This window comes from Bradyrhizobium sp. USDA 4504, assembly GCF_054063995.1.
Genome location: NZ_JBSSGV010000001.1, coordinates 4667596 through 4679716, shown reverse-complemented (window position 1 = coordinate 4679716; position 12121 = coordinate 4667596). Strand labels below are relative to the sequence as shown.

Genomic DNA, 12121 nt, shown 5'->3' with positions numbered 1-12121 from the left:
ACACCCTTCGTTCCAAGGCATCACAACCAAGGGCAGGGCTGCAATGAAGGCTTTTATCGTTAAGTTTTTGCGGAATGAATCCGGCGCGACCGCCATCGAATACGGACTGATCGCGACCGGTATCGCCATCGCGATCATCGCTGCGGTGAATGGCGTCGGCACGGCACTGAGCGGGACCTTCAACTCGATCAGCGGCTCGCTGAAGTAATTTCTCGAACGGCGTTCTCAGGGAAGCACCGGGCGACTTGTCGCCCGGTGTTTTCTTTTTGGCCGGTTGTCCACAGAGCCACGCGCAGCTTCTCGACAAGACGTCAACAACGTTGTCCCGGGATTGTCAGCGTCTGTCGCACAGCCGCTCCACAGCGGCGTCCACCGGTTATCCCGTCTTGAGACAAGGCCGCTGCCCACCGCAGACCCACAGCTTCTCAACACGCCTGTCCACAGCTTGTCCCGCGGGCGCGGTGTGTCGTCTACGAGAACAGCGCGCGATGGTCGGCCAAAATCGCCCGCGCGGCATTGTGGCCGGGGGCGCCGGTGACGCCGCCGCCGGGATGAGCGCCGGAACCGCAATGGTAGAGACCCTTCAGCGGTCCGCGATAGTCGGCATGGCCGAGCATCGGCCGCGCCGAGAACAACTGGTTCAGTGTCAGCGCACCGTGAAAGATGTCGCCGCCGAGCAGGCCGAATTGCCGCTCGAGGTCGAGAGGCGACAGGACCTGGCGGCCGATCACGCTGCCTGCGAAGCCGGGGGCGTAGCGATCGACGGTTGCGATCATCAGATCGGCGACCTCTTCGCGATGATCGTCCCACGATCTGCCGTCGGGCAGTTGCGGCGCGACGTGCTGGCAGAACAGGCTCGCGACATGCTGGCCCGGCGGGCTCAGGCTGTCGTCGAGCGTCGAGGGGATCAGCACCTCGACGACCGGCGCGCGGCTCCAGCCGAATTCGCGCGCATCGTGCCAGGCGCGATCCATGTAGCCGAGGTTCGGAGCGATGATGATCCCCGCCGTGAGGTGATCCCCCGGGTCGGGCAGCGCGCTGAACGAGGGCAGGGCATTTAGCGCCACGTTCATCCTGAACGTGCCGGACCCGTTCCGCCATCGTGAGATGCGCGCGCGGAACTCGGGCGCCAATGCGCCTTCCGGCACCAGGCGTGTGTACAGCAGCTTCGGATTGACGTTCGAGACGACGTATTTGGCGCGCACGGCCTCGTCATTGTCGAGGACGACGCCGACGGCGCGCTCCTTCTCGACGATCACCTCGCGGACGGCCACATCGGTTTCGACCTCGACGCCATGGCTGCGCGCGGCACGCGCCATCGCCTGGGTGATCGCACCCATGCCGCCGATCGCGTGGCCCCAGACGCCTTTCTTGCCGTTCACCTCGCCGAACGCATGATGCAGCATCACATAGGCCGAGCCCGCCGCGTAGGGGCTGGCATAATTGCCGACGATGGCATCGAAGCCGAATAGCGCCTTGACGAGGTCGTTCTCGAAACGCTCATCGAGCATCTCGCCGGCCGATCGCGTGAACAGGTCGAGCAGATTGCGCTGCTGATCCATCGACAGCCGGCGCAGGATGTTGGCGGTGCCGAGCGCGTTGAAGGCCTCGCTGATCGCGCTGATGCCAAAGCCCTCGACGAGGTTCGGCGGTGCGCGCAGCACGAATTGCCGCAGCACGTCGGCGATGGCTTCGAGTTCCCCTGAGAACACGCCGATTGCGGCGGCGTCCTTGCGGCTGAGCTTTGCGACCGACTCCCGGGTTCGGCCTTCGCCCGTCAGCAAATAGCTGCCGTCGGGCGCGGGGAGGAAGTTCTGCGCGCGCCGCTCGACGATCCTGAGGCCGTGATCGGCAAGTTTCAGGTCAGACACGATCTGCGGATTGAGCAGGCTCACCGTGTAGGCGGCGACCGAATTGCGGAAGCCCGGGCAAAATTCTTCGGTGACCGCAGCGCCGCCGACCACCTTGCGGCGTTCCACGACCTTCACGCGCAGCCCGGCCATCGCGAGATAGGCCGCGCAGGTGAGGCCGTTGTGCCCCGCACCGATGATGACGACGTCTGTTTCGTTCATGTCCGCTTCAAGAAGCAGTGATTAGAGCATGTGCTGTGGCGCCGCAGCGCCGCGTCGTCAAGTCCGCGTGACCGCCGTTTCTTGTCCGTGATAGTGCCGTATGCTCAACTGAAATCCTCCGGTGGGGTGCCACCGGACTGTCCGCCTCCGGCGCCCGCCGGGTCCATGCCGGAGCTTTCATGACGTCTGAGCCGACCGCCTCGCGCAACCGGCTGGTGCTGGTTGTCTACACCGCCGCGATCTTCGTCAGTGCCCTGTTGCTGTTCTCGGTGCAGCCGCTGTTCACCAAGATGGTGCTGCCGCGGCTCGGCGGCTCGCCGGCGGTGTGGTCGGTGGCGATGGTGTTCTTCCAGTCGCTGCTGCTCGGCGGCTACGCCTATGCGCATCTCCTGATGAAGCTGAACGGCCGTATTGCGCCGGTCGTGGTGCATCTGGTGCTGCTCGTCGTCGCGTTGCTGACCTTGCCGCTGGCGATCAGGAGCGGCTGGGGCGAGCCGCCGACGTCCGGCTATGCGATCTGGCTGCTCGGCCTGTTCGCGGTTTCGATCGGCCTGCCGTTCTTCGCGCTCGCCGCCAACAATCCGCTGCTGCAGGCCTGGTTCGTGCGCACCGGACATCCCAATGGTCCCGATCCGTATTTCCTCTACGCATCCTCGAACATCGGCAGCTTCCTCGCGCTATTGTCCTATCCGGTGCTGCTCGAGCCGATGTTCACGTTGCGCATCCAGAATCTGATCTGGACCGGTGGTTATGGTCTGCTGATTATTCTGATCGCAAGTTGCGGCGTGCTGCTGTTGCGGTCGCCGGCCAATGCCGCCGCGCTTGACATGCAGGTCGATGACGCCAATGCGCCGGCGCCGTCCTGGCCGCTGCGGGCGCGCTGGATCTTCCTCGCCGCGGTGCCGTCCGGCCTCTTGATCGCGGTGACGGCGCATATCTCGACCGACGTCGCCGCCGCGCCCCTTCTGTGGGTGCTGCCGCTGTCGCTGTATCTCTTGACCTGGGTGCTGGTGTTCCAGTCGCGGCCGCTATTGCCGCACAAATGGATGCTGCGGGCGCAGCCGCTGGCGATTGCCGGCGTCGTGATCCTGCTTGCGGTCGGCGGCGAGCAGAACCTGCTGCTCACGCTCGGCGGCCATCAGCTCTGCTTCTTCATCGTCGCGATGGCCTGTCATGGCGAGCTCGCGCGCACCCGCCCGGCGGCGAAATATCTCACCGGCTTCTACGTCGCGCTGTCGTTCGGCGGCATGGTCGGCGGCCTGTTCGCGGGGCTTGTAGCGCCTTTTACTTTCTCGTGGGTCGCCGAATATCCGATCCTGCTGGCGCTCGCGGCGCTATGCCGTCCGCCCGGCGGCGCGGAGCGGCTGCCGCGCTGGAGCGCCTGGTACTGGCCGTTCCTTGCGGTGCTGGCGGTGGCGCTGATCGCGCCGAGCTATTCGGCCGGCGACATCTTCAACTGGTTCGATGTGCACCGGGTCTGGGTGATCGGCGCGGTCGGCGTGCTCTCGGCGCTGCTTGCGCTCGCGCTGAACGCCAATCGCTGGAAGATCTTCGCCACCGTCGTGGTCGCGTTGGTGGTGCTGCGCGCCTATCCATCCGACGACGGCCGCGTCGAAACCGTGCGCAGCTTCTTCGGCGTGCACAAGATCGTGGTGACGCCGAACGGGCAGTATCACGTGCTGATGCACGGCACCACGATCCATGGCGCCGAGAAGTTCAAGAACGATGACGGCACGCCGGTCGCCGGAAAGCCCGAACCGATCAGCTACTATTACAAGGATGGCGGCATCGGGCGGGCGATCACTGCAATCCGCGAGCGCAAGGGCGCGCCGCTGAAAGTGGCGGTGATCGGGCTCGGTTCGGGGACGCTGACCTGCGCGTCGGCCCCCGGCGAGGACTGGCGCTTCTTCGAGATCGACCAGTCGATGGTCGATACCGCGCGCGATCCGAAATACTTCACCTACATCCAGAACTGCGAGCCGAACCTCAAGCCCGTCATCGGCGACGCGCGGCTGACCTTCGCCAAGGAGCCGGACGGCCTCTACGATCTGATCATCGTCGACGCCTATTCGTCGGACGCGATCCCGATCCATCTCGCGACCGAGGAGGCGATGGCGATCTACAAGGAGAAGCTGGCGCCGCAGGGCGCGGTCGTGATGCACGTCTCCAACCGTCACCTCGAGCTTGCCAGCGTCGTGGTCGGCATCGCCGACGCCAACGACATGAAGAGCTGGGTCTATAGCGAGGATTCCGGCCGCGACAACGAGTACATCTTCTCGACCTCGGTCGTGGTCTCCGCGCGCGAGGAGGAAGACGTCGGCAAGCTCGCATCGTCTGATGTCTGGACCGAGACCGAAGCCGACGAGAAGCAACGGGTCTGGACCGACGACTATTCGAACGTGCTGGGTGCAGTGTACCGCCGACTGCGCGACGGCGAGCAGTAGGACCTGCAAGCCGAGCCAATCGCGGCGGCTTCCGCGCGATAATTCTCTAGCGATCGGCTACCAGCAGTCTGGCGAACTGGGGCTTGACGATCGCGGCAAACATTCCGGGATCGTCGAAAGCCCTCGCCGAGAGCATTGCCCCATGAACCGATGCCATCAGCATCTGGGCCTCCTCGTGCGGCCGCTGGTCCAGCCGGAACAGATGCTGTTCCGCGCCGGCCTGCAGCACCGAGGTGAGCCATCCCGCAAGATGATGGAAATGGGCGCGGACGCGCGATGCGACCTCGTCCGGCAGCATCGGCATCTCGCCGGCAAGCATCGCGCAGACGCAGAACGGCAGCGAGGCATCGCCGATGCACGCCTGCCAGAAGTTCACGTAAGCCTGCAGTTGGTCAGCCGGGCTTGCGAATTGCTCCCGAAGCGACTTCAGGCCCAGCTCGGTCTGCTGCCGGTAGCGATCCACCAGCGCCGAGACCAGCTCGGCCTTGGTCGGGAAGTGATGGTGGATGCTCGCCTTCCGGATGCCGATGGCATCCGAGATGTCGGCATAGCTGAAGCCGTTATAGCCCCCCGCGACGATGAGGGGCTGCGCGACGTCGAGAATTTTTTCAGAAGTCGAAGTCATCACGTTCACGTCATGCCTACCTTCCAGTAGGTAAATTACAAAGGTAAATCAAGGCCTTCCTCTCCGCACAGGGCGTCCGAGCGCCAGATTGACTGGAATCCATCAACTACCTACTAGTAGGAAGACAACAAGGAGCCCTGTCAATGCAAAGCCACCTTTCGACCCAATCCACCTGGCTGCGATCCTATTATCTCGGGCGCGCCATCTTCTCGGTCGCCTGGGTCGCCGCCGCCGTTCTGTTCAGCGGTCAAGCCGGCCCTGCCGCGGTTCTGCTCGTGATCTACCCGGCGTGGGACGGCATCGCCAATCTGGCTGATGCCCGGGTCAATGGCGGCCTGAAGGCCAACCCATCCCAGGCCCTGAATGTCGTGGTCAGCGCGATCACGACGCTCGCCGTGATCGTGGCGCTCCGCCACAGCAGCTATGCCGTCCTCGCCGTGTTCGGGGTTTGGGCGATCCTCGCGGGCGTGCTGCAATTGTACACCGGCGTCAGGCGCTGGCGTCATTATGGCGCGCAATGGGCGATGATCCTGAGTGGCGCACAGTCGGCACTCGCCGGCGGCTACATGATCAGCCAGTCCATCGGCACCGTTGCGCCGACCATTCTCGACGTCGCTCCCTATGCGGGCTTCGGCGCGTTCTATTTCCTGCTTTCCGCAATCTGGCTCGTTGCCACCGGCTATCGCCACGCGCGCGCCTAGAGTCAAAGCAAGAAGCTGGAGCTCCGTTCCGATTCAATCGGAACGGAGAGCTGTCCGACGGAGAGCGCCAGCTCGCCTTCAGCGCGACGCGACTATTTGTTCTCTGGCGGCGCTGTACTCGCGGAGGCGGGCGTCGAGGCAGCGAGCAGCGGCATCGTCGGCGTGCTCTCGCCGGCATCCTCGTCGAGGAATTGCTCCACGCCGGCCTGGATCGACGATTTCGCGCTGTCCGGGCCGCGGTCGCTGAGATCGTTGTGCTGGAATTCGGTTCTGACCACCTTGATGCCGAGTCTCGCACAGGTCTCGTCGTCGGGCACGACGCCCGGATCGGCCTTGAACACCGGATCCCTGGAGCGGAACGAGAGGATCTTTATCCTGCCGTCGGCGATGAAGGGGACGCGCAGATTGTCCAGCGTGACGACCTTCTTCACCAGGTCGGGATGCTGCTTGGCGAAGAACATCGAGATGTCGCCGCCGTTGGAATGGCCGATCAACGTCAGCTGGCGATAGTTTGCGTTCGGGTAGAGCTTCTTGAGCTCGTCGATCGCATACATGATGTTGAAGACGCCGCGATTGTACTGCATGCGGCGGCCGACATATTCCTCGCCGACCTTGGTGACCATCGGCGCGTCGGTGTCGAGATCATGCTGAATGCTGACCACGAGGTAGCCGCGCGACGCGAACAAATTGGTGAGGAACGAGTACTCGGTGTTCTTGACGGTGTTGCCGTGGCTCAGGATCGCGACCGGCAGCTCGATCATCTCGGCCATCGCCTGCATTTGCCGGTCGCGGCGCACCGCGACCTCGACCGTGACGTCGCGGTCGTCGCGCAGAACGTCGTGGAACGTCAGCGTCGTGTGACGGATGGCCCATCTGTCCGTCGTGAAATAAGCGGCCATCGCCACGATGCACAGGCAAAGGACAATGATGCCCCGTTTCATGTCGACCTCTGATCTAGTCTGCGTGACCCGCGCTTCTCGCCCTGATTTCATCGGGCATGCCGCGTGAATCGGCCTCCAGGGGCCAGGCGGGCGCTTGTGCCGCCGAATATCGGGCTAGTTTTACAATCAGATGACGACGCGACGACGGGCCACGGCGCACGATGACGGGCGCCCTTTGCGACGGTCACAAGCGGGTGAGGGGAGCGTGAACTGACGGCGCCCTGCCTGCGGCGCCGTCACGGATCAAGAGCGTGCGGCAGATTTCTTTTGACGCGTTTTCTTCACGCGAACCGGCGCCTACTTCGCTCGAAAACGCTCTAATCCTGATAGGTGTTGCCGTAGAAGCCGCGCGGCTGATAGGCGGGGCGCGGCTGGTAGTAGCCCTGCGGCGCCGGTGCGTAGCCCTGATTGCCGTAGTACTGCTGCTGCTGGCCATAGGCCTGCGCATCGTAGACGCGGCGGCTTGACGGCGGTGCAGGATAGCGGCGATCGGTCGAGCTGCCGTCGGCCGGATAGATGTAGCCGTCATCGGTGCGGGCCTGCGCCGGATAGTCTCGCGGCTGCGGCGTCAGCACGACCGGATCGCCGGCGGCGGCGGTGCCGTACTGCTCGTCATATTGCTGCGGCGCGCGGCGGGCGACGGCGGTGCCATTGCGCCCACGCGGATTGCGCGCCAGCGCGACCTGCGACGAGCCGGTCAGCGTCACGGTGGTGTTGAGCACGCCTTCCTTCTGGACCAGGGAGTAAAGCGTGGTTGCGTTGTCGCGCGACAGCCGCACGCAGCCATGCGAGGCCGGCGAGCCGAGGCGGCTCACCGAGTCGGTGCCGTGAATCGCGTGCCCGATCTTGGTGAAGAAGATCGAGTGCGGCATCGGCGCGTCGTCGAATTCCTTGGAGTAGTGATCCTCTTCCATGCGGAAGGCGCGGAAGCTGCCGTTCGGCGTTTCGCGCGACGGGATGCCGGTCGAGACCGGCCAGTGATAGCGCGCGACGCCGTCGACCGCGACGGTCATCTGCTGGTTGTCCTTGTCGATGGTGATATCGACCTTGGCCTGTGCGGCGCCGGCGGTGAAGAGCATCACGGACGTGAACGCAATGAGGAACGAACGCATTTTACCTTTGGCCTCCAGGCCTGCTCGCGAAGCCGCGGCTCTCCGTCCCCGGCAATCAATATGCACGGAATCCGAACTTGGTTCCAGTGGCGGGCCAAGGCCGTGATCAATCGCCATGGTTAATCCCGCGCGCGGCGCAAACAAGGCCGGAGCCGGGCTTGCCTGTCACGGCGAGCTGACTTTTTCGCGAGCAGGCCGCGACCACGGCCCCAGTTGGCCTCCGACGCGCAACCATTTGGCCGCATGGGCGTTTAACAAATCCCCGCCCGGCGGCGCGTTCGCGCCGCGCATCAAGGAATCCAGATGAACAACACCAAGGTGAAGACCGCGGCCGTCGTCCCAGCCGGCCTCTCCGCGCCGCTCCTGCTTGCGGCCGCAGCCCTCGCTTTGACGCTGGTCGCAGTCCCCCACGCCGGCCATGCCCAAGGCATCGTCCGCGGCGCTCATGAGGGCGCCTATGAGGGCAACCGGGTCGCCGGCCCGGTGGGCGGCGTGGTTGGCGGCGCCGTCGGCGCCGGTGTCGGTGGCGCCATGGGCGCGGTCAAGGGCGTGTTCGGCATCCCGGATCGCGGTTACCGCCGTGGCCACCGCTGCCGCGGCTATTACCGCCACGGTCATTTCCACTGCTATTGATTGGGATTGTCATTCCGGGGCATGCGAAGCATGAACCCGGAATCTTGCGCCGCAGTTCGACAGACGCGTAGCCCGGATGGAGCGAAGCGAAATCCGGGTTCTGCAGGCTTGGCGATAGGGTCCCGATTGCGCTTCGCTCTATCCGGGCTACGGGCGAGCGTCATTCCGGGGCATGCGAAGCATGAACCCGGAATCTCGAAGTGACGGCGTGAGATTCCCCGATGCGCAATTGCGCATCTGAGGTTCGCGCTAAGGCGCGCCCCGGAATGACTCGCTTGCAAGTCAGTTCTTCAGCCGGTAGCCGGTCCTGAAGATCCACGCCACGATGGCGATGCAGGCCACGAGGAATCCCACGGTCATGCCGAGGCTCAGCGGCACGCTGACATCGGCGATCTCGTAGAAGCTCCAGCGGAAGCCGGAGATCAAATAGACCACGGGATTGAGCAGCGTAATGGTGCGCCAGCCCGACGGCAGCATGTTCACCGAATAGAAGCTGCCGCCGAGGAAGGTCAGCGGTGTCACCACCAGCATCGGGATCATCTGCAGCTTCTCGAAGCCATCGGCCCAGATGCCGATGATGAAGCCGAACAGGCTGAAGGTGACCGCCGTCAGCACCAGGAAGGTCAGCATCCACACCGGATGCTGGATATGCAAGGGTACGAAAAGCCCGGCCGTCGCCAGGATGATCAGGCCGAGGATGATCGACTTGGTGGCGGCGGCGCCGACATAGCCGATGACGATCTCGAAATAGGAGATCGGCGCCGACAGGATCTCGTAGATCGTGCCGACGAATTTCGGGAAGTAGATGCCGAACGAGGCGTTGGAGATGCTCTGAGTCAGCACCGACAGCATCACGAGCCCCGGCACGATGAAGGTGCCGTAGCTGACGCCCTCGACCTCGGTGATGCGCGAGCCGATCGCGGCGCCGAACACCACAAAGTACAGCGAGGTCGACACCACCGGCGAGACGATGCTCTGCAGCAGCGTGCGCCAGGTGCGCGCCATTTCGAACAGGTAGATGGCCCGGATTGCGCGGTAGTTCATGGCGCCCTCACGAGGCTGACGAAGATGTCTTCGAGGGAGCTTTGTTTGGTATCGAGGTCCGAGATGCGGATGCCGGCATTGCGGAGATCGTTGAGCAGGCTGGTGATGCCGGTGCGGTCGCCTTTGGTATCGTAGTCGTAGGTCACGGTGCGGCCGTCGTCGGACAATTCGAGATTGTAGGCAGACAGAACATCGGGAATGGCCTCGAGCTTGTTCTGCAACTGCAGGGTCAGCTCCTTCTTGCCGAGCTTCTGCATCAAGGTCGCCTTGTCCTCGATCAGGATGATCTCGCCCTTGTTGATGATGCCGATGCGGTCGGCCATCTCCTCGGCTTCCTCGATGTAGTGCGTGGTCAGGATAATGGTGACGCCGGAAGCCTGCAGCGTGCGGACCACCTCCCACATGCCCTTGCGCAATTCGACGTCGACGCCGGCGGTCGGCTCGTCGAGGAACAGGATCTGCGGCTCGTGCGACAGCGCCTTGGCGATCATCACGCGGCGCTTCATGCCGCCGGACAGCGTGATGATCTTGTCGTCCTTCTTGTCCCATAGCGACAGGTCGCGCAGCACCTTCTCGATATGGGCGGGGTTCTTCGGCTTGCCGAACAGGCCGCGGCTGAAGCTGACGGTCGCCCACACCGACTCGAACGCGTCGGTGTGCAGTTCCTGCGGAACCAGCCCAATCATCGACCGCGCCGCGCGATAGTCGGCGATGATGTCGTGCCCGCCGATCGTGATGCGGCCCTCGCTCGGATTGGCGATGCCGCAGATGATGCTGATCAGCGTGGTCTTGCCGGCGCCGTTCGGCCCGAGCAGCGCGAAGATCTCGCCTTTGACGATATCGAGATTGATGCCCTTCAGCGCCTTGAAGCCGGAGCCATAGGTTTTCGAAAGATTGGATACGGAGATGATCGGCGACATGGAGAGTCGGTGAGCGTGAGGGAGGGGGCGCGCGCGGATTGGGGCCCGGGCAGGCGCGTGATGCGGGTTCAGCCCAGATAGGAACGCACGGTCCGTTCTGCAATCGGTCGGCGAGGGAGAAATTTATTCTGCAGCGTGCACCGCTCCCGCTTGCGGGCAGGGCCATTGCATACGGCGCTTGCGGCCTCTGCAACTCACGTGTCCACGTATCGAGGCCGGGCTCGAACGAGGCTGATAGCCTGCCGCCTCAGGGGCGCACTACCAAAATATCGAAAACAACCCCATGCAAAGGAGCCGGCGGCCGGCGGCGCATATTGCAACTTGACCCGTCGGGCAAATCAGCGGTAATCTTCTATTATTCCGAAATCGTGGAGGCGCCGCTCGCCCCGGGGACATCGTATACGGGCGGGAGGGGACGCAGTTCCGACGCCCCGATATTCAATCCAATCAGTGCTTCTTGGCTGATTTCGCCGGCTTCTTGGCGGCGGCCGTCGGGGCAGGGTGCGCGGGCGGCGCGCTGTCGGCGACCTTCGCGACCAGCATGATCTGCACCTGGTTGTTGACCGGCGCGTTGGGTTTGGTCGGGTCGAGCAACTGCTCCTCGCCGAGCCCGACCGACTGCAAGCGCTTCGCGGTGATCTTGAAGGTGTTGACCAGGATGTCGCGGATCGCGTCGGCGCGCCGCTGGCTCAGCAGCACATTGTTCTCGCGTCGTCCGGTCGATTCGATGTGGCCGACGATCAGGAAGGTGTAGGGCAGCAGCGAGGAGTGCGTCAGCGCATCGGCGATCCGCCCGACCGTCTGATACGACTCCGGCAGCACGATCGGCGTGTCGACGTCGAACGCGATGTCGACGTTAAACGTCGGCAGCTTGGTCAGGTCGGGAGCGATCGGCGGCCGCTTCGAGGGCGGTGGCTCGTTCTTCGATCGCGACTTCGATCGTTCGGCCACCTGCTGGCGCAGCGCAGGGACATCGACCTCGGCATCTGTCTCAAAATGATTGAGCTTGGCGATGACGTCGTCGCGTGTGATGGCGGTCTGCGCCGGCGCTGGCGCAATCGACATCGCCAGCAAAGCCAGCGTGCCCAGCAGGGCCAAAAGGCCAGGATCGCGCAAGCCTCGCCTCGACAGCCGCATCATTGATACCCCGCGTCATTGATCGCCTGGGTGCAATTGCGGCTGAGGCCCTTGGCGCTGACGAGGCAGGGCACCGACTTGCTGGTCTCCTTGGTCGAGCCGCCGCAGACCTTGACGATCTCGCGGGTGCAGGCATTCGCAACGGTGACGCGCGCCGCGATCCGCTTCTGGATCGCATCGAGGGTGGAGAAGTAGCTCTCCTTGCACTGCGGCGAGATCACGTCGCGGTTGCGCGACAGGCATTCCTTGAGGCGGTTGGAGTCGAGATTGACGCCGCGGCAGTTCGCGGTGATGTCTGCGCCGCAGGCCTTGGCGAGCTGGGCTGCCGAATCGCCAAAGCTCATCGTCTCCGCGACCGCCAGCGACGGCGCGGTGAGCGCGATGACAAAAAGGAAAAACCTCCCCCGGACCATGGATCCATCTCAACCCATGAAATCAACTGGGGTCAAGGGCTACCAACAGAGAAGACCGCCAAAGAAGGTCGCCAAAGAA

Annotated in this window: 12 protein-coding genes; 4 read left to right on the top strand and 8 right to left on the bottom strand. The window is 64.0% G+C overall.

Features of this window, described 5'->3' with window-relative positions; all coding sequences use genetic code 11:
- Positions 1 to 43 precede the first annotated feature (43 nt).
- On the top strand, positions 44 to 208 hold the full coding sequence (locus tag ACVMB1_RS22055; protein ID WP_016841571.1) for a Flp family type IVb pilin: 165 nt from the start codon (positions 44 to 46) through the stop codon (positions 206 to 208).
- A 262-nt stretch (positions 209 to 470) separates the two neighbouring features.
- Here the strand turns inward: ACVMB1_RS22055 and ACVMB1_RS22050 are convergent, their stop codons facing one another.
- Positions 471 to 2072: a phytoene desaturase family protein gene (locus ACVMB1_RS22050; protein ID WP_076824148.1), complete on the bottom strand. Its 1602-nt coding sequence runs from the start codon at positions 2070 to 2072 to the stop codon at positions 471 to 473.
- A gap of 179 nt (positions 2073 to 2251) precedes the next feature.
- On the opposite strand from ACVMB1_RS22050, the gene ACVMB1_RS22045 reads away from it, so the two are divergent.
- Positions 2252 to 4516: a spermidine synthase gene (locus ACVMB1_RS22045; protein ID WP_076824150.1), complete on the top strand. Its 2265-nt coding sequence runs from the start codon at positions 2252 to 2254 to the stop codon at positions 4514 to 4516.
- 46 nt (positions 4517 to 4562) lie between these two features.
- Here ACVMB1_RS22045 and ACVMB1_RS22040 read toward each other — a convergent pair whose 3' ends face one another.
- Positions 4563 to 5150: a TetR/AcrR family transcriptional regulator gene (locus ACVMB1_RS22040; RefSeq protein WP_141341106.1), complete on the bottom strand. Its 588-nt coding sequence runs from the start codon at positions 5148 to 5150 to the stop codon at positions 4563 to 4565.
- Between the two features lie 134 nt (positions 5151 to 5284).
- Here ACVMB1_RS22040 and ACVMB1_RS22035 point away from each other — a divergent pair, with 134 nt between their 5' ends.
- A complete protein-coding gene (locus ACVMB1_RS22035; protein WP_076824153.1) occupies positions 5285 to 5842 on the top strand; it encodes a DUF308 domain-containing protein in 558 nt (185 codons plus the stop codon).
- A 92-nt stretch (positions 5843 to 5934) separates the two neighbouring features.
- Here ACVMB1_RS22035 and ACVMB1_RS22030 read toward each other — a convergent pair whose 3' ends face one another.
- The gene (locus ACVMB1_RS22030) at positions 5935 to 6783 is read right to left on the bottom strand and encodes an alpha/beta hydrolase (protein WP_244558643.1); all 849 of its coding nucleotides are present in this window, start codon (positions 6781 to 6783) and stop codon (positions 5935 to 5937) included.
- Positions 6784 to 7100: 317 nt separating this feature from the next.
- Positions 7101 to 7895, bottom strand: coding sequence for a L,D-transpeptidase (locus ACVMB1_RS22025; protein ID WP_076824155.1), 795 nt, complete (start codon positions 7893 to 7895; stop codon positions 7101 to 7103).
- 303 nt (positions 7896 to 8198) lie between these two features.
- Between ACVMB1_RS22025 and ACVMB1_RS22020 the strand changes: the two genes are divergently transcribed.
- The gene (locus ACVMB1_RS22020) at positions 8199 to 8528 is read left to right on the top strand and encodes a hypothetical protein (RefSeq protein WP_076824157.1); all 330 of its coding nucleotides are present in this window, start codon (positions 8199 to 8201) and stop codon (positions 8526 to 8528) included.
- Positions 8529 to 8810: 282 nt separating this feature from the next.
- Here ACVMB1_RS22020 and ACVMB1_RS22015 read toward each other — a convergent pair whose 3' ends face one another.
- The 4 genes from ACVMB1_RS22015 to ACVMB1_RS22000 all read right to left on the bottom strand — a co-directional run bounded on the left by ACVMB1_RS22015 (position 8811) and on the right by ACVMB1_RS22000 (position 12042).
- Positions 8811 to 9572 carry an ABC transporter permease gene (locus tag ACVMB1_RS22015; protein ID WP_076824160.1) on the bottom strand — a complete coding sequence of 254 codons (762 nt, stop codon included), beginning with the start codon at positions 9570 to 9572 and terminating at the stop codon, positions 8811 to 8813.
- On the bottom strand, positions 9569 to 10492 hold the full coding sequence (locus tag ACVMB1_RS22010) for an ABC transporter ATP-binding protein (protein WP_076824162.1): 924 nt from the start codon (positions 10490 to 10492) through the stop codon (positions 9569 to 9571). The genes ACVMB1_RS22015 and ACVMB1_RS22010 overlap by 4 nt, the downstream gene beginning before the upstream one ends.
- Before the next feature lie 447 nt (positions 10493 to 10939).
- Positions 10940 to 11632, bottom strand: coding sequence for an OmpA family protein (locus ACVMB1_RS22005; protein ID WP_076824165.1), 693 nt, complete (start codon positions 11630 to 11632; stop codon positions 10940 to 10942).
- Positions 11629 to 12042 (bottom strand): hypothetical protein, encoded by a 414-nt coding sequence (locus tag ACVMB1_RS22000; protein WP_057015016.1) that lies wholly within the window; start codon positions 12040 to 12042, stop codon positions 11629 to 11631. The genes ACVMB1_RS22005 and ACVMB1_RS22000 overlap by 4 nt, the downstream gene beginning before the upstream one ends.
- Positions 12043 to 12121: the final 79 nt, after the last annotated feature.